This window comes from Planotetraspora phitsanulokensis, from assembly GCF_016863295.1.
In the GTDB taxonomy this organism is placed as follows: Bacteria; Actinomycetota; Actinomycetes; order Streptosporangiales; family Streptosporangiaceae; genus Planotetraspora; species Planotetraspora phitsanulokensis.
The window spans coordinates 31,165-49,514 of record NZ_BOOP01000004.1 but is presented as its reverse complement, the minus strand read 5'-3'; the positions used below and the strand labels follow the sequence as shown (position 1 = coordinate 49,514).

Here is an 18,350-nt window from a genome sequence, read left to right as displayed (position 1 = left end):
CAGGGATGGCGGTTCGGATCAGCGATCTTCGGGAAGTATTCGGTTTCTGTTCGGATTCGATTCATTGGATCCGCAAACGGCGAACTTGTCCTCAGAGAACAGCACCAGTAAAGTCCCGAGCGGCCTAATTCGGGCTGACAGGAGATATTCGCGTCACCACCTGATGCGGAGCGTGAACGCGAATGAGGTTCGGATGACCTGACCGCCGGACGGTTGCACCACGTCTGTGCCGGTCTTCCCTCACCGTTGCTGCCCGGAGTGCACGTTCGCGCTCACGGGAGCGTGCCCGGGTCGCTCGATCCGGACCGGTCGCCCGATGCCGCGAATCAAGAAAATTCTCGAATGGATGAGACTATGAGCTCCCCCGTACCTCCCCCCGCCGGTTTCCCCGGTCAGCCTCACGGTGAATTCCCGGGTCAGCCCGGCCAGCCGGGTCAGCCCGGTTACCCGGGTGGTGACCCGTACGGATACGGCGCCGTACCTCCGGTGAAGGCCTCGAACGGCCTCGCCGTCGCCGGATTCGTCCTGGCGTTCCTGGTCGCCCCGATCGGTTTCATCCTGAGCATCGTCGGCCTGGTCCAGGCCCCGAAGCGCGGCGGGAAGGGCAGGGGCCTGGCGATCGCCGGCATCGTCATCTCGCTGGTCGTCACGGCGGGCTGGACCGGACTGGTCATCGTCGTGGCCAACACGGTGGGCAAGAACGTCGCGACCGTCCTCGACCCCGGCTGCGTCTCCGGGCAGAAGGTGATCGTCGACGACGCCCTCAAGCTCTCGTCGGAGCCCGCCGCGCTCAAGAAGGAGCTGACGTCCATCGTCTCGAAGCTCAACACCGCCGCGGACAACTCCAAGAAGGACGACGTGCGCAAGGCGATGACCACGCTGGCGGGCGACTACGACGACCTCCTCCAGGCGCTCAACAACAAGACGGCGCCTCCCTCCGACCTCGAGACCAGGGTCACCAAGGACGTCAACGCCGTCGTCTCCCTGTGCACCTTGGGCACGCAGGTCCAGCAGTAGGGGCCGGGGCGCCCCCGCGCGTCGCGGTCGCGACGCGCGGGGGCACCACCAGAGTCCGCGAGGCCGTTCGAGCACGTCGTCGCCGTGCGCCGCGTCCGCGTGACGGGCGGGAACACTCGCCAAGGTGACGACTTCCCGGCGACTACGCCGCCTTCGCGAAGACCGTCGACGACGCGTCGCCGTCCTCGGAGCTGCCGGACAGGATCGACGCGGACACCGGCGCCCTCAACGAGCTGTGCACCTTCGGCGGCGCACGGGGATGGCCCTCGGCGGCGTCAGGACGCCTCGGCCATCCTGCGGGTGAGCAGAGAGTTGCGGATCTCGCCCGCCCGGATGGCCGTCGTGGACAGCAGGGTGGAGCTGAGGCCGTGGCTGTGCTCGGTTCCGCCCTGGAGGTAGATTCCCGCCGTCACGCCCGGGGTCAGCTCCAGGCGGTGGTCGCGGGCGACGCGGACGGCGTCCTCCTCGTCCCGCAGGCAGAGCTTGGCGGCCTCACCCAGCACCGTGCCGACGTCGTGCGGACGGTAGCCCGTGGCATGTACCAGCACGTCGGAGCTGAGCACCTCGCGCTCGCCGGTCGGCAGGAACTCCACGGTGACGTCGAGGCGGCTGTCGACGGGGCGGACGTCTCTGATGCGGGAGACGTTGAGCATGCGCAGGCGTTCCCGCCCCTGAACCTTCTCGCGGTACATCGCCGCGTACAGCGACTCGATGAGGTCCATGTCGACCACCGAGTAGTTGGTGCCGCGGTGGTAGTCGACGAGTGACTGCTTCACACCGGGCGGGGAGTTGAAGTACACGTCGACCGCTTCCGGGTCGAAGATCCTGTTGGCGAACGGGCTGTCGTCCGCGGGGGTGTAGCCGTACTTGGCGAAGACCGCGCAGACCTCGGCGTCCGGGAACGTGCGGTGCAGGTAGTCGACCGCCTCGGCGGCGCTCTGCCCGGCGCCGAGGACGATGGCCCGCCGGACGGGGGCTCCGGTACCGGCCAGTTCCGCGACGCGCGGGATGAGCTGGCTGTTGTGCCAGACGCGTTCGGACAGGACCGTGCCCGGCGGCAGGTGGGGTTCGAGTCCGATGGCCACGGAGATGTTGCGGGCGCGCGCAGTCCGACCCGTACCCCAACGCGTTCACCTACCACCGCGGCGAGCGGATCCGCATCGTGTCGGCGGCCGTCTCCGAGGCGCGTTACGGCGGCACCCCGGGCCGCGTCTTCATCCGCGAGGGGGACGGCGTCGTCATCGTCGCCGGCGCCGACGCCAAGAACGGCAGGCGGCGCGGTCTGGCCGTCAGGCGGCGCGGTCTGGCCGTCAGGCGGTTGCACACCGACGACGGCGTCGAGCACGCGGCCACCGACTACTTCACGGCCATGGGCGGCTACCTCACCGGGCGGCCCTGACCCCGGCGCCGGCGTCCGCCGAGTCCGCGGCGGCCCCGTCGTGGTGGCGGCCCATCGGGATGACGAGGGGCGTGCCGCTGACCGGGTCCGTCATCACCTGGCAGCGCAGGTCGAAGACCTCCTCGACCGACCGGGCGGTGACGACGTCGGCGGGGGCGCCCTCGGCGACGATCCGTCCCGCCTTCATGGCGACGACGTGATCGGCGTACCGGCAGGCCTGGTTGAGGTCGTGCAGGACCATCACGACCGTGCGGTTCTCCCGCCTGTTGAGGTCGGCCACGAGGTCCAGGACGTCGATCTGGTGTGCCAGGTCCAGGTAGGTGGTCGGCTCGTCCAGCAGCAGCACCTCTGTGCCCTGGGCGACGGCCATCGCGATCCAGGCGCGCTGACGCTGCCCGCCGGACAGTTCGTCGACGGGACGGTCGGCGAGACCGGTGAGGCCCGTCGCGGCCAGCGCGCCGGCGACGGCGCGCTCGTCGGCCTCCGACCACTGCCGCCACCACGTCTGGTGGGGAGACCGGCCCCGGCTGACCAGGTCGATGACGGTCAGCCCCTCGGGGGCCACCGGAGACTGCGGCAGGATGCCGAGGCGCTGGGCCAGCTCCCTCGTCGGCACCGACTGCAGGGCCCGTCCGTCGAGCCGTACGGCGCCGCCGCGGGGCGCCAGCAGGCGGGCCAGGGCTCGCAGCAGCGTCGACTTGCCGCAGGCGTTGGCGCCGACGATGGCGGTCACGCGGCCGGGCGGAACGGCCAGGTCGAGCTCGTCGACGATCAGCCGGTCGTCGTACGCCAGGCGCAGCCCGCTCGCCCGCAGGTCCGGGCTTGTGGTCGACATCCGTTCAGCCTCCTGAGCCCGCGCGGTTGGCGCGGATGAGTAGCCAGAGCAGGACCGGCGCCCCGAGGACGCCGGTGACGATTCCGACGGGCAGTTCCGTGCCGGGGATGAGCGTGCGCGCGATGAGGTCGGCGGACAGGACGGCGAGCGCACCGGTCAGTCCCGACGCGACCAGCGGTGGCCACGCCGTGCCGGCCAGGCGCTGCGCGATCTGCGGCGCGGCCAGCGCGACGAACGCGACCGGGCCGGCCGCGGCGGTGGCGAAGGCGATCAGCCCGACGCCGACGAGCAGCAGCGCGAGCCGGACGCGCTGAACAGGCGTGCCGAGACTCGTGGCCAGGTCGTCGCCGAGCTGGAGCGTCCGCATCCAGCGGCCCAGCAGCAGGGCGGCCGGCACCAGGACGGCCACGGCGACGGCCAGCGGGCCCACCTGCGGCCAGTCGCGGCCGTTGAGGTTGCCCACGAGCCAGCCCATCGCGGCCTGCGCCTGGAACCGCCCGCCGCGCGCTATCAGGAAGTCGGTCGCGCTCGTGCACATCCACGCGACCCCGATGCCCACCAGGATGATCCGGTAGCCGGTGGTCCCCCGGCGCCAGGCCAGCACGTAGACGACCAGTGCGGTGACGACCGCGCCGAGCAGGCCCAGCGACTGGGTGCCGAGACCGCCGTCCCAGCCGAGGACGATGCCGGCGACCACGGCGGTCCCGGCGCCCTCAATGATGCCGATCATGTCCGGGCTGGCCAGCGGGTTGCGGGTCATCGTCTGGAACAACGCGCCCGAGACGGCGAAGGCGACGCCGGCCAGCAGCCCGACCACGGCGCGCGGCAGCCGCAACTCCCTGACGACCAGCAGCGTCCCGGGGTCACCCGAGCCGGCGAGCGCCTTCATCACCTCGCCCAGGCCGATCGGGTAGTCGCCGATCGTGACGCCCCAGCAGAAGACCAGGAAGACGCCCGCGGCGAGCGCCGCGCAGACCGCGGCGAGCCGGGGCCGCAGGACGCCGGAGACGGGCGGCACGGCCAGCCGGAACGTGCGGCGGGAGGAGCCCGTGACGGCGGCGGAGGATGCGGAGGCTGACGGGGTCACGCTCACACCTCCGCGAGCCGGCGTCGGCGGACCAGGGCGATGAAGAAGGGCGCGCCGATGAACGCGACCAGGATCCCCGCCTGGATCTCGCTCGGCCGCACGACCAGCCGGCCGATGATGTCCGCCGCGAGGACCAGGCAGGGCGCGAGCACCGCCGACAGCGGCAGCAGCCATCGATGGTCGGGGCCGATGCCGGCCTGCTGGGCGAGGACCCGCGCGACGTGCGGGACCACCAGCCCGACGAACACGACGGGCCCGATGGCCACCACCGCGGCTCCCGTCAGCAGGGTGACCGCTGCCACCCCGCGCAGCCGCACCAGGCCGAGCCGCCGGCCGAGGGAGGCGGCCACGTCGTCGCCGAAGGCGAGGCTGTTGAGTGCGGGCGCGCTCGACAACGCCAGCAGGGCGCCCACGACGAGGAACGGCAACACCTGGAGCACCACCCCGGCGTCCCTGTCGGCGAGCGATCCCGCGTTCCAGAACCGGTAGCGGTTGAGCGCGTCGGGCTCCGTCAGCGCGACGGCGCCGGTGAGCGAGGTCAGCAACGAGGTGACGGCGACTCCGGCCAGCGCCAGCTTCACCGGCGTCTGTCCCGACCGGCCCAGGCCGCCGAGAAGGTAGACGGCCACGCTCGCCACGAGCGCGCCCGCGAAGGCGAACCAGATGTACCCGAACAGCGACCCGACTCCCAGGAACGCGATCGACACGACGATCGCGAAGGCGGCGCCCGCGCTGACCCCGAGCACCCCGGGGTCGGCGAGCGGGTTGCGGGTCAGGGCCTGCATGAGCGCACCGGCCAGACCGAGCGCCGCACCGGCCGCGAGGCCGAGGGCCGTGCGCGGGATCCGCACCGACCAGATGACGTTCTCCACGCGTGTGCTTTCCGGATGGCCGAACAGCGCGCGCACGACCTCGTCGATCGGGATGCTCAGCGCGCCGAGCGCTATCGACAACAGGCAGAGCAGCACGAGGAGGGCGGTGAGCACCACCACGAGAAGGACGGGGCGAAGGCCCCCGCCCCGCGGCACCGGGCTCTCCAACGACTCAGCTTCCTTAGGTTAGGCAGGCCTTAACTCTAGCCCGGCACGGTCTTGTGTAGTTAGGTAATCCTTACCTTAGTATGTCGGGCGGTCGCGGCTTGCCGTGTCCCGTCTCGTAGAGATTGGGAGGCTTGGTCACCTGTGTCCGGTAAGGCAGAAGTCACTGAGGAAGCGACGGCGTATTGGCACAGGCGGCTCTCGCCGCTTCCGCAGGAAACGACTCTTCCGGCCGACTTTCCGTACCGGCTGGAGGACACGGGGGAACGCGAGACGCGCGAGCTGGCGCTCGACGCCGACCCCGGCATGCCGCTGTCCCACGCCCTGACCGTCAACGCGCTGACCGAGGACGCCCCGGCGGTCCCGAGCTGACCGCCCACTGGTCGTACGCGTCGGGGATCCTCACGGAGGAGGCCGTCGCCGACCTGGCGGAGACCTGGCTGCGGGCCCTGGCGGCGATCGTGGACCGCGCCGCGGAACTGGAGGCCGGCCGTCGCCGATGACAGAGCCCGTGCTCATGAGCCCGACCCCAACGACCGTGAAGAGAACGAAGAGAACAAGGAGAACCGATCCCGTGAGCAGCAACCCCTTCGAGAACCCGACGGCGTCTACTCGGTGCTGGTGAACGACGAGGGACAACACAGCCTCTGGCCTTACTTCGTCGAGGTGCCCGCAGGCTGGACGGTCGCCCACGGGCCCGCCACACGGCAGGAGTGCCTGGACCACATCGAGGCCGACTGGACCGACATGCGTCCCAAGAGCCTGGTGGAGGAGCAGCGCGGCTGACCGCGCCGAGCCGTCCGGGAGACGGCAAAGGGGCCGGGCCGCGATCGCGGCCCGGCCCCTCTCGGCTCCCTGCGCCGGAGGCGAGGCTCAGGGAGACCGGCTCATGGGTGGGTCAGGAGGCGGCCTGCTCCACCAGCGTCGCGGGGTCGCCGTCCACGGCCGCCGCGAGTTGCGGCACCAGCTTGTCGAGCGTGTACGGCAGGCTCAGCACCGACACGAACGAGATGGCGTTGCCGTAGTCACCGGTTTCCTGGATGTAGACCTCACGGCCCTGCTTGACCACGTTCAGGTCGCCGTACAGCTTGTCCGCGTGGAGGGCGTCGGAGTCCTTGGCGGGGTCGGAGACGATCCACACGATCGCGCCGGTGTCGAGGAGGTCGGTGCGCTCCTTGCTGATGTTGGCGCCGAACTCGTCCCCGACGACCGTGTCCAGCCCGGAGGGCAGCGTGAAGCCGAGCGAGGTGAGCACCCGCGAACGGTTGTCCTGGCTGCCGTAGACGAAGATCCCCTCGTACGGGGTGGCCATCACCGCCGTGGCCTTCGCGAAGTCGGGGTGCTCCTGCTGCACGGCGCCGAAGCGGGCCTCGACGTTCGCGACGAGCTTGTTCGCCTCGGCCTGCTTGCCGAGCGCGGTGCCGATGGTCTCGGTCTGCTGCTGCCACGGGATGCCGTAGTCGGCGAACTGCGCGGGCTGCGCCACCACCGGGGCGATCTTCGTGAGCAGGTCGTACTGGTCCTTCGTCAGCCCGGAGTAGAGGGCGAGGATCAGGTCGGGCCGCAGTGCGGCGATCTTCTCGACCTGGGGGCCGGTGCCGGTGTCCTTCAGCACGGTCGGCGCGGGGGACGTGCCCAGCTTGTCCGCCGCCCACGGCCCGACGGCGCCCTTGTAGCCGCCGATCCACTCGGTCGTCCCGACCGGGACCTTGCCGAGGGCCAGCACGGCGTCCTGGTCGGTCAGGCCAACGGTGACGATCCGCTGGGGCTCGGCCGGGATCGTGGTGGACCCGAACTTGTGCTGGATGGTCACCGGGAAGGCGCCGGTCTGCGGCGTGGACGCCGAGGGCTGCCCGGAGGCGGAGCCGGTGGTGCCGGAGTCCGAGCCGCACGCGGCGGCGCCGAACAGGAGCAGGCCGGAGGCGAGTGCCACCGCGAGCCGGGTGCCTCTCAGGGAGCGGAACATCAGAAACCCTTCATGTCGATTGCGGATTCGTCGTGTGCTGGGGGTCGTGGTTCGCGGGGCGGGAGGGACCGGGCAGGTGGCGGGCGCGGGTGTCCGACCACGCCTCCCAGAGCGCGGCGTAACGTCCGCCCGCGGCCCGCAGTTCGTCGTGTGCGCCGATCTCGACGATCCGGCCGGCGTCCATGACGACGACGCGGTCGGCGGTCGCCGCCTGGGTCAGGCGGTGCGCGACGACCAGGGCGGTGCGGCCCTCGATCGCCCGCCCCGCGGCCGATTCCAGGGCGCGTGCCCCCGTGCTGCCCGCCTCGGCCGTCGCCTCGTCGAGGACCGCGACCGGCGGGTCGGCCAGGATGAGGCGGGCGAGCGCGATCCGCTGGACCTGCGTGGGAGTGAGACGGCGACCGCCTTCGCCCACCACGGTCCGGATGCCGTCGGGGAGCGCCTCGGCCCAGTCGAGCGCGTTCACCCGGGCCAGCGCCTCGCGCAGGTCGTCGTCGGTGGCGTCGGGCCGGGCGAGCCGCAGGTCGTCGGCGAGGGGGCCGGCGAAGACGTGCACCTCCTGGGTGACCAGGGCGACCGGGCGTCCGTCGTCCGAGGCGACGGCCAGCCGTACCGAGCCGGTGGCGGGGCGGTGCACCCCCGCGACGAGCTTGGCGAGCGTGGTCTTGCCCGCGCCGCTCGCCCCGACGAGGGCCACGCGTTCGCCGGTCCGCAGGACGAGGTCCACGTCGTGCAGCACGGGCCGGTCCGGTTCGTAGGCGTGCCCGAGTCCCGACACCGTCACGGCCGCGTCGCCGGCCGAGCGCGCACCCGTGTCCTCTTGCCCGTGCTCGTCCAGGTGATCGGTCGCGCGGCCGGGCCCGTGCCCTTCGGCAGGAGCGGCGGTCACGCCGACCAGCCGCGCGAGGCTCGCACCCGCCGACTGGGCGTCGTCGATCAGGACGAGCGCGGAGTTGATCGGGCCGAAGAGACCGTGGAAGTACAGCGCGGCCGCCGTCGCCGTCCCGATGGACGCGAACCCGTCGCGCACCAGCACGAAACCGGCGATCAGCACGGCCGCCAGGCCGGTGTACTCGGCCACGTGCAGTCGGCTGTAGAACCGGAGCACCAGCCGAACGCCTCGCATCGTCAGCTCGACTGCCGACCAGGAGCGCAGGGTGACCCGGTCGATGTGCTCGGCCTCCAGGCGGAACGCCCTCACCGTGGCGGCGCCGCCGATGGTGTCCAGCAACTGCTGCTGCTGGGCGCCGGCGGCCACGCGCTGCCGCGCGTAGAGGGGGACGGCGTTGCGCACGTACCAGCGGGCCGTGTGCGCCTGGACCGGGACCGCGAGCAGCGCCGCCACGAGGAAGCGCCAGTCGAGCACGGCCAGGGCCACGAGTGTCAGGACGATGGACAGCAGCGAACGCGCCAGCTCGGGCAGTGCGGTCCGCACCGCCTCCGCGACCTGTGAGACGTCGGCGGTCACGCGTGCGGTGAGGTCGCCGGAGCCGGCCTTCTCGACCCGTTCCAGCGGCAGCCGCAGAGCCCGGTCGACGAAACGCTCACGCAGGCGCGCGAGCACGGTCTCGCCGAGTCTCGAGACCAGCGACAGCCCCAGCGCGGTGGTGACGCCCTGCGCGACCGCGACGATTCCCAGGAGCGCCACGGGAAGCGTCAGCGCTCCAGCGGGATGCCGCTCGGCGACGAGGTCCACGATGCGCCCGAGTAGCGGCTGTGTGGCCAGCCCGACGGCGGTCGCCCCGACCATCACGGCGAACCCGGCGGCGGCCAGCCCCCGGTGCGGGCGCAGCAGGTCTCGTACGGCGGCGCGCGTCTCTGCGGGGGTCGCGGTCGGCAGCAGCTCGCGGGCCGGCCCGCCCGGCTCGGAAGAGCGCCCGGAGCCGCCCGTGTGGTCGGCCATTTGATCGGTCGCGCGGTCGGTTGTGTGGTCGGCCGGCTGGTCCGTCATGAGAGCACCGCCGTCCGGTAGGCGGCATGCCGTTCGACGAGGTCGGCGTGCGGCCCGGTGTCGGCGATCCGCCCGCCGTCGAGCAGTGCCACCCGGTCGGCGACCGCGAGCAGAGCGGGGCTGGTGGTGACGAGGATCGTGGTCCTCCCGCGCCGGAGGTCGCGGACCCCGGCCGCGATGCGGGCCTCGGTGACCGCGTCGACCGCGGTGGTCGGATCGTGCACGACGAGCACCGGGCGGTCGGCGGCCAGGGCCCGGGCGAGGGCGACGCGCTGGCGCTGGCCGCCGGACAGGGAGCGTCCCCGCTCGCTGACCGCCGTGTCGCCGCCTCGCGGCACGGCCAGCGCGACCTCGTCGGCTCCGGCGGCGGCCATTGCCGCCAGGACGGCCTCGGGATCGGACGCGGCGGCGGCGACGTTTCCGCGCAGGGTGCCCTCGAAGAGGTCGGCGTCGTGCTCGGCCACCAGCATCGCCGTACGGACATCAGCCGGGTCGAGGTCGCGCAGCGGCACGCCGTCGAGCTCGATCACCCCCGTGTCGGGGTCGGCCTGCCTGCTCAGGCAGCGAAGCAGGGCGGTGGCGTCCGCCGGGTCGGTCGCCGCCACGCCGAGGACCTCGCCGGGCGCGACGTCGAGGTCGATGCCTCGCAGCGAGCCGTGGCCGACGCCGCGCAGCCGCAGGGCACCGCGCAGCCGCTCGGGCAGCCGTGCGCCTCCGGGCTCGACGCCGGGCGGTGCGGCGAGAACCCCGGCGATGCGCGTGGCGGACGCCCTGGCCTGCGCGAAGTCGGTGTTGACCCAGGAGAACACCTCCAGCGGGCCGAGCAGGAAGAGCGCGAGCCCCACCGCCGACACGAGCTGGCCCAGGCTGATGTCGCCTTCGACGGCGAGCCGGCCGCCCACCAGCGCGACGACGGCGATGAACACGCCGGTCAGGGTGAGGACCAAGCCGTTCTGCACGGCCTCGGCGCGGGCGGCCCGCAACGTCGCGACCAGAGAGTCGCGGCTGGTGCGCCGGTAGCGGGCGACAGCGGCGGACTCCGCGCCGATCCCCTTGAGCACGCGCAGGCCGGTCACCAGGTCGGCGGCGACGCCCGACGCGTGCGCCGTGCGCTCCTGCTCGGCCTCGCTGCGGCGTTCGAGGGGCTTGCTCAGCAGGTGCCCGGCCAGCAGGAGGACGGGGGTGCCGACGAGCACGACCAGGCCCAGCGGGATCGAGATCCGCAGCAGGACCACGGCTCCCACGAGGAGGCCCATGAGCGCGGAGAATCCGAACATCACGGCCATGGCGACCGTGCCGACCCGCTTGGCGTCCTCGGTCGCGATGCTCGTCAGGGCGCCGGGGAGCCGTCCGTCCTCCGCGCCGCCGCGCGGGTCGACGACGCGGGTCACGAGGCGCACGCGGAGGATGTGCGCCGCCTGTTCCGCGGCGCGTTCCCCGGCGCGGGCGCCGAACCGGAAGCTGAACGACAGTCCTACGTAGACGACGGCGAGCACGGCCAGCCAGACCAGAAGCGAGGTCGCGTCGCCGCCGGCGACCGCCTGGTCGATCACCACGCCGATGAGGACGGGGACGAGCGCCTCGCCGGCCTGGTGCCCGGCTCCCAGCAGCGAGCCCAGGGCGACGTCGCGCCGCTGCCCCTTGATCGCCTGCCTCAGGACGTCACGTCCCGAGGGACCTGAACCACCCACCCGCTCTCCTCCAGGTCCGGCAAAATTTAGGTAAGGCTATTCTAAGTAAGGGTTACCTGACCAGCCGGGCGCAGCTGCGGTTCCCAAGGCGTGGATCCCGCGCGTGGCAGGGACTTTGAGCGGAAATTGAGGATTGTCAGGTAGACCCTGAGACATGGATAGGGCCGCCAAGGTTCTCGTCGTGGACGACGAGCCGAACATCCGCACCCTGCTGTCGCAGACGCTCCGACTGGTGTCCTTCGAGGTGAGAACGGCCGAGAGCGGTTCGCAGGCGCTGACCGCGGTCAGGGAGTTCGAGCCCGACATCGTGGTCCTCGACGTGATGCTGCCCGACTTCGACGGGTTCGAGGTGGCGCGGCGGCTGGGCGAGGTTCCCGTGTTGTTCCTGACCGCGCGGGACGCGGTGGAGGACCGGGTCCAGGGACTGAGCATCGGCGCGGACGACTACGTCGCCAAGCCGTTCAGCCTGGAGGAGGTCGTCCTGCGCATCCGGGCGATCCTGCGCAGGAGCCGCGTCGCGGAGCCCGCCCCAGGCAACGTCCTGTCCTACGCCGACCTGGAGCTCGATCCGGACGCCCACGAGGTGCGGCGTGCCGGGACCCTCGTCGACCTGTCGCCCACCGAGTTCAACCTGCTGGCCTACCTGCTCGCGAACGCGGGCCGGGTGGTGAGCAAGACGCAGATCCTCGACCGGGTCTGGCGCTACGACTTCGACGGCGACTCCAGCATCGTCGAGTCGTACGTCTACTACCTGCGCAAGAAGATCGACAAATGGGATCCGCCGTTGATCCAGACCGTGCGCGGGGTCGGCTACACGCTCAAGCTGCCGCGGAGGGCCGACTCGTGAGGGGCCCGGCCCGCTGGACGGTGCGCACCCGGCTCGTGGTGGCCGCCGTGGCGCTGACCGGCATCGCGCTCGTGCTGGCGAACACGGCGGGGCTGGCCCTGCTGCGCGGTTATCTCATGGACCGGCTGGACGACCAGCTGAGCGCCACCACGAACGTCGCCTCCTCGGGCCTGATCGCCCTGGCCGATCGCCCGCCCGCCGGGCTCACCGCTCCGGTGGGCCCGGGGGAGGCCGGCATCCCGGTGGAGAAGAAGATCGTCGCGCGGATCGTCGGCGACCGGGCGGTCTACTTCTTCTCCCCGGACGGAAAGCTGACCGGCGGGTTCCCCTCCCAGCCGGTCAGCGGGCCGGATCTCGGCTCCTTCGAGGAGATCCGTAAGGGTGAGCCGTACACGGTGCCCGGCACCGACGGGCCGTCCTGGCGCGTGATGGCGGTGGACGTCCCCGGCGGGGGGACCATGGTGACGGCCTCGTCGATGGCCGAGATCGAGGCCATCCAGAAGTGGCTGCTGGCCATCGACGCCGTGGTCATGGCGGTGGTGCTGCTCCTGCTCGGCCTGGCGGCGGCCGCGCTGGTACGGCTCGGCCTGCGCCCGCTGACCAGGATGGAGGAGACGGCGGGGCAGATCGCCGCGGGCGACTTCGGCCGGCGGGTCCCGGCGGACGACCCGCACACGGAGCCGGGCCGCCTCGGCATCGCGATGAACGTGATGCTGGACCGCGTCGAGAGGGAGATCGCCGCGCGGGCGCAGTCGGAGACCCGCATGCGCCGGTTCCTCGCCGACGCCTCCCACGAGCTGCGCACGCCGCTGACCTCCGTGCGGGGCTTCGCCGAGCTGTACCGCAGGGGCGGCGCCCCGCCGGGTCCGCCGCTCGACGAGGCCATGCGCAGGATCGAGGACGAGGCCGGCCGGATGGGCATCCTGGTCGACGACCTGCTCACCCTGGCCCGCCTGGACGAGGAGCGTCCCATGGACAACCATCCCGTCGACCTGCTGGAGATCGCCGCCGACACGATCCGCGACGCCCGTGCCCGGGTGCCCGACCGGCAGGTACGGCTGGCCGGGCTGGGCCCCTCGCTGTCCCCGGTCGTGGTCGTCGGAGACGAGGCGCGCCTCAGGCAGGTGCCGGCCAACCTCGTGGCCAACGCCCTCGCCCACACCCCGCCGGACGCGAAGATCACGGTTCGGGTGGGCGTCGCCGAGGCCGCACCGGCGCCGGCCGCCGCCGTGGGCGCGGCGCGTCCCGGGCTGATGGGGGTCATCGAGGTGTCGGACACCGGTCCGGGAATCCCGCCGGCCCATGTGCCGCACATCTTCGAGCGCCTCTACCGCGTCAGCCAGAGCCGTTCCCGCGCGGAAGGCGGGGCCGGGCTCGGGCTCGCCATCGTGGCCGCGATCGTCCGGGCGCACGGCGGCCGCGTCGAACTGGCGGCGCCCTCGGGCGCGAAGACGGGCGCTGAGACGGGAGTGGCGGCAGGCGGGGGAACGGTCGCGGAGTCGGGCGCGACGACGGGCGCGCCGGCGGGGCAGGGAGCGGTGTTCCGTGTCCTGCTGCCGCTCCACGCCTCGCCGGGGGAGCAGGAAGATCCGGATTTTGAGGGTCCTCCGAGGTAGCTCCGGGCCGGCTCCGATGGGCGCCGCGCAACATCGGGCGCATGCGAAGAACACTTGTGGCGGCGGCGCTCCTCGCGTTCGCCGTCGGATGCGGACAGAACGGCGCCTCGCCGGGCGTCGCCTCGGTCAAGGGCACCGAACCGGCGGCGCAGGCGAGCGCCACCCCGACGGCCTCGGTCGATCCCGCTGAGCAGGGCAGGAAGTTCGCCCAGTGCATGCGGGACCACGGCGTGGACATGCCCGATCCGGAGACCGACGGCAAGGGCGGCATGCGTATACGCGTGAACGCGGGCAAGGGCGGCGAGGCGAAGGTCGAAAAGGCGATGGAGGCGTGCCGGAGCCTTAACCCGATGGGTGAGAAGGGCCGCGAGATCTCTCCCGAACAGCAGGAACAGGCTCTCGCGTTCACCAAGTGCATGCGGGACCACGGCGTGGACATGCCCGATCCGGACTTCAGCGGCGGCGGCGTGAAGATCACCGGAAGAGGTCCCGGGTTCAGTCCCGACGACCCGAAGTTCCAGGAGGCCTCGGAGGCGTGCCGGGACAAGCTGGGTCCGATCGGAGGCCAGAAGTGACCGAAACACAGGAGGACGCCGCCCGGCACGCGGCGGACACGCCGCACGACGAGACCGGACCTCAGGGCCGCCAGGTCCGCCCGCGACGGCGCAGAGCGGTCAGGACCGCGGCGGCGACCGGCGGAGCCGCCCTGCTCGCGGCGGCCGTGGCCGCCACCGCGATCGGCGTGGGAGGCGAGGGCGGCACGGCCGTCGCCGAGCGGACGCCTCCCGCCACCGCCACGGTCGAGCGGACGACGCTGACCGAGACCAAGGAGGTCGACGGCACGCTCGGGTACGGCGACACGGCCACGGTCGACGGCCGCGGGCAGGGCACGATCACCTGGCTTCCGGCTCCCGGCGCGACGATCACCAGGGGGCGCGCGGTCTACAGCGCCGACGCCGACCGGGTCCCGCTTCTCTACGGCGTCACGCCCCTCTACCGGGTCCTCCAGAACGGGGTCGAGGGCCGGGACGTCAGGATGCTCGAGCAGAACCTGGCCAAGCTCGGATACGACGGCTTCACCGTTGACGACGAGTTCACCTGGGCCACCCGCGAGGCGGTCGAGGAGTGGCAGGACGACCTGGGCCTGGAGGTCACGGGACAGGTCGCGCCCGGCGACGTCGTCGTCCACGACGGCCCGCTCCGGATCGCCGAGCTCAAGGCCGCGCTCGGCGGCCAGGCGGCCGGGCCGGTCCTCACCTACACCGGCACCACGCGCGAGGTCACCGTGCCGCTCGACGTGGCCGACCGGCATCTGGTCCGCAAGGGGATCAAGGCGACCGTCGAGTTGCCGGACGGAGCCACCGTGCAGGGCACCGTGACGAGCATCGGCAAGGTGGCGACGGAGACGACGAGCCAGGACGAGACGACCACCACGGTCGACGTGGTCGTCTCGGTGCGCGATGACGGCGCGCTCAGGACCTACGACACCGCGCCCGTGGACGTCACCATCGTCTCCAAGGAGCGCGAGGACGTGCTCGTCGTCCCGGTCGGCGCCCTGGTCGCCCTGGCCGAGGGCGGGTACGGCGTGCAGGTCGTCGAGGGCCCCGCCACCCGCTACGTGGCGGTCGAGACCGGGATGTTCGCCGACGGAAAGGTCGAGGTGACCGGGGTGGACGAGGGCGCGACCGTGGTGGTGCCGTCGTGAGCGGATCCGAGACCACCGCGGACGGGACGGCCGGCGGGCCGTACATCGTGGAGCTGGCGGGCGTGAGCAAGGTCTACGCCGGCGGGGTCGCCGCGCTGCGGGGGGCCGGGATGAGCATCCGGTACGGAGAGCTCGTCGGCATCATCGGGCCGTCCGGATCCGGGAAGTCCACGATGCTGAACATGATCGGCACCCTCGACCGGCCCACGGAGGGCACGGTCAGGATCGCCGGCCACGACATCGCGGACCTGTCCGACCGGGAGCTGTCCGCCCTGCGCGCCGGGGTGATCGGCTTCGTCTTCCAGCACTTCCATCTCGCGGCGGGAATCCCCTCCCTCGACAACGTCGCCGACGGCCTGCTCTACTCGGGGGTCGCGCTCCGCGAGCGGCGCGGGCGTGCCGCGGCGGCGCTGCACAGGGTCGGCCTCGGGCACCGGCTCGACCACCGGCCGCACGAGCTCTCCGGCGGAGAGCGGCAACGGGTGGCGATCGCCCGCGCCGTCGTCGGCGACCCCCTGCTGCTCCTCGCCGACGAGCCCACCGGCAACCTCGACTCCTCGTCGGGGGCGGGCGTGATGGAACTGCTCCAGGAGCTTCATCGAGGCGGCACCACCGTGGTGATCATCACGCATGACCGGGACATCGCCACCGGGCTGCCCCGGCGCGTCGAGATGCTCGACGGCCGCGTGGTAGAGGACTCGCAGGCGAGGCGGGTGCCGGCATGCTGACCACGACACCGGGCACCACGCGGCCGAATCCCGGGGGGCCGCCGGGCCGGCCCACTCCGGCGCGGCTTCGCCCACGCGACGTGATCAGGGTCGGCGGCGCCGGACTGCGGGCCCGGCCGTTGCGGGTCTTCCTGTCGGCGCTCGGCATCGCGATCGGTATCGCCGCGATGATCGGCGTGGTCGGCATCTCGGCCTCCAGCCAGGAGAAGCTGAACCGGCAACTCGCCGCTCTCGGCACCAACCTGCTCACGGTCTCGCCCGGTCAGACCTTCTTCGGGGAGGACTCCCACCTGCCGGCCGAGGCGGAGGCGATGATCGGCCAGATCGCCCCGGTCACCTCGGTGACCGCGACCGGCACGACGAGCGCCAAGGTCTACCGCAACGACCACATCCAGGAGGGGCAGACCGGCGGCATCTCGGTCCAGGCGGCCCGGCTCGACCTGCTCGCCGACGTCGGCGCGACGGTCGTCAGCGGCACCTGGCTCAACGGGGCCACCCAGGGCCATCCGGCCGTGGTCCTCGGCAGCAGGACGGCCGACCGGCTCGGGGTGGTCGAGGCGGGTCCCGACCAGAGGGTCTGGCTGGGCGGCCAGTGGTTCACCGTCGTCGGCGTTCTGGCGCCCGTGCCGCTCGCTCCCGAGCTGGACGCCGCCGCCCTCGTCGGCTGGCCGGTCGCCGAGGAGCGGCTCGGTTTCGACGGCTACCCCACGACGGTCTACACCCGGGCCCAGGAAGAGCACGTGGTCGCGGTCCGGGACGTGCTGGCGGCCACCGCCAACCCGGAGAATCCCAACGAGGTCGAGGTGTCCCGGCCCTCCGACGCGCTGGCCGCCAAGCAGGCGACCGACGCGACGCTCAACGCGCTGCTGCTCGGCCTGGGCGGGGTCGCTCTGATCGTCGGCGGGGTCGGCGTGGCCAACACCATGGTCATCTCCGTGCTGGAGCGCCGCGCCGAGATCGGCCTGCGCCGTTCCCTGGGCGCCACCCGGGGACAGATCCGGTCCCAGTTCCTCGTCGAATCACTACTGCTGTCGCTGATCGGCGGGGCCGGGGGAGTGCTGCTCGGCATCGGTGTGACCGCGGCCTACGCCACCTCCCAGGGCTGGCCGACCATCGTGCCCGTCTGGGCGATGGCCGGCGGCGTGGTGGCCACGCTGGCGATCGGAGGCGTCGCCGGGTTCTATCCCGCGGTCCGCGCGGCCCGGATGTCGCCGACGGAGGCGCTCGCGGCCCCCTGAGAGCCGGGGCTCGACGCCTGGTACGCCGGCCCTCTCCCGGCCGGCGTGCCCGGTCCCGGGCCCGGCGATCTCCCCGTGAATTACGCCGAATTCCCTTCGCTTTGCTTTTCTATAAATAAAAATCTACTTTGCTCCAAATTTTATAATGGGTGAGATACACCCACCCTTAATTCGCCTTCCGGATTTAACGTGGTGTGGTGGACAGTGGAAAACTTCTTGGTGAGTTCCTACAGGCGCGGCGCAAGCTGGTGACGCCCGATGAGATCGGGTTGAAGCATTCCGGCCGCCGCAGGACCCCCGGTTTACGCCGGGAAGAGATGGCGTTTCTGGCCGGTGTCAGCACCGACTACTACAGCCGTCTGGAACAGGGCCGCGAGCGCAATCCGTCGGACCAGGTCCTCGCGGCGCTCGCCCGGGCCCTCGACCTCGACTCCGAGGCCGCGCAGCACCTTTACGCGCTCGCGCACCCCCGGGCCCGCCGTGACACCCCGGTCAGCCGGATGGAACCCGTGAGCCCGATGTTGCTGCGGTTGCTCCGGGGCTGGAATCACACACCGGCGATGGTGCTCGGCCGTTGGATGGACGTCCTGGCCATGAACCCGATAGCCGAGGCGCTCTATGACGGCCTGAAGCACAACGACAACCTGATCCGGATGGTCTTCCTGAATCCCGAGTCACGCGAGTTTTACGCGGACTGGGAGAAGATCGCGTATTACAAGGCGGCGCATCTGCGCGCGGTGGCGGGCACGGACCCGGACGATCCGTTCCTGCCGGGGCTCGTGGAGGAGTTGTCGGAGGAGAGCGACGAGTTCCGGCGTCTGTGGGCGCGGCACGACGTGCATTTCAAGACGCACGACGCCAAGCAGTTCCGCCACCGCGACGTCGGGGAGCTGAACCTCGTCTACGAGTCCTTCACCGTCAACAGCGCGCCCGGCCAGCAGCTCATGATCTTCCAGGCGGAGCCGGGAAGCGAGACGGAGAAGGCGCTGGCGATGCTGGGCGGCCTCAGCTCCATCAACGCTCTTGTGAACGACTCGCTCGTGCCGGCGCCGACGCTGACGCCCGCACCCGCCATGACGCCCGCGAAGGCGTCCGCGACGGCGCGGAGGTCCGGCGGGCGTGATCTGGTCGAATCCGAGGCGAGGGAGATCAGCGCCCGGCGCGCGATGTGGCAGAACGCCTGGTGACAGACCTTCGTCGCAGGCCGGATGACGGGCCGGCCCGCGTCGTCGC

The 18,350-nt window shown here is 72.0% G+C and carries 18 protein-coding genes; 11 read left to right on the top strand and 7 right to left on the bottom strand.

Annotated elements, in window-relative coordinates; all coding sequences use genetic code 11:
* The first annotated feature begins 354 nt into the window (after positions 1-354).
* Positions 355-1,017, top strand: coding sequence for a DUF4190 domain-containing protein (locus tag Pph01_RS05855; protein ID WP_204071924.1), 663 nt, complete (start codon positions 355-357; stop codon positions 1,015-1,017).
* A 275-nt stretch (positions 1,018-1,292) separates the two neighbouring features.
* Here Pph01_RS05855 and Pph01_RS05850 read toward each other — a convergent pair whose 3' ends face one another.
* Positions 1,293-2,102, bottom strand: a complete 810-nt coding sequence (locus Pph01_RS05850) for a SidA/IucD/PvdA family monooxygenase (protein WP_239116466.1) — start codon at positions 2,100-2,102, stop codon at positions 1,293-1,295.
* A gap of 68 nt (positions 2,103-2,170) precedes the next feature.
* Here Pph01_RS05850 and Pph01_RS05845 point away from each other — a divergent pair, with 68 nt between their 5' ends.
* Positions 2,171-2,416, top strand: coding sequence for a hypothetical protein (locus tag Pph01_RS05845; RefSeq protein WP_308441883.1), 246 nt, complete (start codon positions 2,171-2,173; stop codon positions 2,414-2,416).
* Here Pph01_RS05845 and Pph01_RS05840 read toward each other — a convergent pair.
* The 3 genes from Pph01_RS05840 to Pph01_RS05830 are packed head-to-tail and all read right to left on the bottom strand — an operon-like array spanning position 2,400 to position 5,378.
* Positions 2,400-3,251 (bottom strand): ABC transporter ATP-binding protein, encoded by an 852-nt coding sequence (locus Pph01_RS05840; protein ID WP_204071923.1) that lies wholly within the window; start codon positions 3,249-3,251, stop codon positions 2,400-2,402. The two genes, Pph01_RS05845 and Pph01_RS05840, sit on opposite strands and share 17 nt — an antisense overlap.
* A gap of 4 nt (positions 3,252-3,255) precedes the next feature.
* The gene (locus Pph01_RS05835) at positions 3,256-4,338 is read right to left on the bottom strand and encodes a FecCD family ABC transporter permease (RefSeq protein WP_239116465.1); all 1,083 of its coding nucleotides are present in this window, start codon (positions 4,336-4,338) and stop codon (positions 3,256-3,258) included.
* A 2-nt stretch (positions 4,339-4,340) separates the two neighbouring features.
* Positions 4,341-5,378, bottom strand: coding sequence for a FecCD family ABC transporter permease (locus Pph01_RS05830; protein WP_239116464.1), 1,038 nt, complete (start codon positions 5,376-5,378; stop codon positions 4,341-4,343).
* Between the two features lie 141 nt (positions 5,379-5,519).
* Here Pph01_RS05830 and Pph01_RS05825 point away from each other — a divergent pair, with 141 nt between their 5' ends.
* Together Pph01_RS05825 and Pph01_RS05820 are read left to right on the top strand one after the other, a co-directional pair.
* Positions 5,520-5,747, top strand: a complete 228-nt coding sequence (locus Pph01_RS05825; RefSeq protein ID WP_204071921.1) for a hypothetical protein — start codon at positions 5,520-5,522, stop codon at positions 5,745-5,747.
* A gap of 249 nt (positions 5,748-5,996) precedes the next feature.
* Complete coding sequence (locus Pph01_RS05820) at positions 5,997-6,161, top strand: MbtH family protein (protein WP_373315635.1); 165 nt, start codon at positions 5,997-5,999, stop codon at positions 6,159-6,161.
* A 112-nt stretch (positions 6,162-6,273) separates the two neighbouring features.
* Here the strand turns inward: Pph01_RS05820 and Pph01_RS05815 are convergent, their stop codons facing one another.
* The 3 genes from Pph01_RS05815 to Pph01_RS05805 are packed head-to-tail and all read right to left on the bottom strand — an operon-like array spanning position 6,274 to position 10,983.
* Positions 6,274-7,341, bottom strand: a complete 1,068-nt coding sequence (locus Pph01_RS05815) for an iron-siderophore ABC transporter substrate-binding protein (RefSeq protein WP_204071919.1) — start codon at positions 7,339-7,341, stop codon at positions 6,274-6,276.
* Positions 7,342-7,351: 10 nt separating this feature from the next.
* On the bottom strand, positions 7,352-9,244 hold the full coding sequence (locus Pph01_RS05810) for an ABC transporter ATP-binding protein (protein ID WP_204072281.1): 1,893 nt from the start codon (positions 9,242-9,244) through the stop codon (positions 7,352-7,354).
* A 44-nt stretch (positions 9,245-9,288) separates the two neighbouring features.
* The gene (locus Pph01_RS05805; protein ID WP_204071918.1) at positions 9,289-10,983 is read right to left on the bottom strand and encodes an ABC transporter ATP-binding protein; all 1,695 of its coding nucleotides are present in this window, start codon (positions 10,981-10,983) and stop codon (positions 9,289-9,291) included.
* 154 nt (positions 10,984-11,137) lie between these two features.
* Here Pph01_RS05805 and Pph01_RS05800 point away from each other — a divergent pair, with 154 nt between their 5' ends.
* From Pph01_RS05800 to Pph01_RS05770, 7 genes are all read left to right on the top strand, one after another.
* Positions 11,138-11,830, top strand: coding sequence for a response regulator transcription factor (locus Pph01_RS05800; RefSeq protein ID WP_204071917.1), 693 nt, complete (start codon positions 11,138-11,140; stop codon positions 11,828-11,830).
* Positions 11,827-13,446, top strand: a complete 1,620-nt coding sequence (locus Pph01_RS05795) for a sensor histidine kinase (RefSeq protein ID WP_204071916.1) — start codon at positions 11,827-11,829, stop codon at positions 13,444-13,446. Before Pph01_RS05800 ends, Pph01_RS05795 begins: the two co-directional genes overlap by 4 nt.
* Positions 13,447-13,487: 41 nt before the next feature.
* Entirely contained in the window at positions 13,488-14,021 is a 534-nt protein-coding gene (locus tag Pph01_RS05790; protein WP_204071915.1) for a hypothetical protein, read from the top strand.
* Complete coding sequence (locus tag Pph01_RS05785) at positions 14,018-15,151, top strand: peptidoglycan-binding protein (protein WP_204071914.1); 1,134 nt, start codon at positions 14,018-14,020, stop codon at positions 15,149-15,151. The genes Pph01_RS05790 and Pph01_RS05785 overlap by 4 nt, the downstream gene beginning before the upstream one ends.
* On the top strand, positions 15,148-15,879 hold the full coding sequence (locus Pph01_RS05780) for an ABC transporter ATP-binding protein (protein ID WP_239116463.1): 732 nt from the start codon (positions 15,148-15,150) through the stop codon (positions 15,877-15,879). Before Pph01_RS05785 ends, Pph01_RS05780 begins: the two co-directional genes overlap by 4 nt.
* Complete coding sequence (locus Pph01_RS05775; RefSeq protein ID WP_204071913.1) at positions 15,873-17,117, top strand: ABC transporter permease; 1,245 nt, start codon at positions 15,873-15,875, stop codon at positions 17,115-17,117. Before Pph01_RS05780 ends, Pph01_RS05775 begins: the two co-directional genes overlap by 7 nt.
* Before the next feature lie 197 nt (positions 17,118-17,314).
* A complete protein-coding gene (locus Pph01_RS05770) occupies positions 17,315-18,304 on the top strand; it encodes a helix-turn-helix domain-containing protein (protein WP_204071912.1) in 990 nt (329 codons plus the stop codon).
* Positions 18,305-18,350: the final 46 nt, after the last annotated feature.

Bases quoted from the DNA above. Each gene is read 5' to 3' on its own strand.
- Pph01_RS05855 (WP_204071924.1), top strand. From the start codon at position 355: ATGAGCTCCCCCGTACCTCCCCCCGCCGGTTTCCCCGGTCAGCCTCAC.
- Pph01_RS05790 (WP_204071915.1), top strand. From the start codon at position 13,488: ATGCGAAGAACACTTGTGGCGGCGGCGCTCCTCGCGTTCGCCGTCGGA.
- Pph01_RS05810 (WP_204072281.1), bottom strand. From the start codon at position 9,244: ATGGCCGACCACACGGGCGGCTCCGGGCGCTCTTCCGAGCCGGGCGGG.
- Pph01_RS05800 (WP_204071917.1), top strand. From the start codon at position 11,138: ATGGATAGGGCCGCCAAGGTTCTCGTCGTGGACGACGAGCCGAACATC.
- Pph01_RS05815 (WP_204071919.1), bottom strand. From the start codon at position 7,341: ATGTTCCGCTCCCTGAGAGGCACCCGGCTCGCGGTGGCACTCGCCTCC.
- Pph01_RS05840 (WP_204071923.1), bottom strand. From the start codon at position 3,251: ATGTCGACCACAAGCCCGGACCTGCGGGCGAGCGGGCTGCGCCTGGCG.
- Pph01_RS05775 (WP_204071913.1), top strand. From the start codon at position 15,873: ATGCTGACCACGACACCGGGCACCACGCGGCCGAATCCCGGGGGGCCG.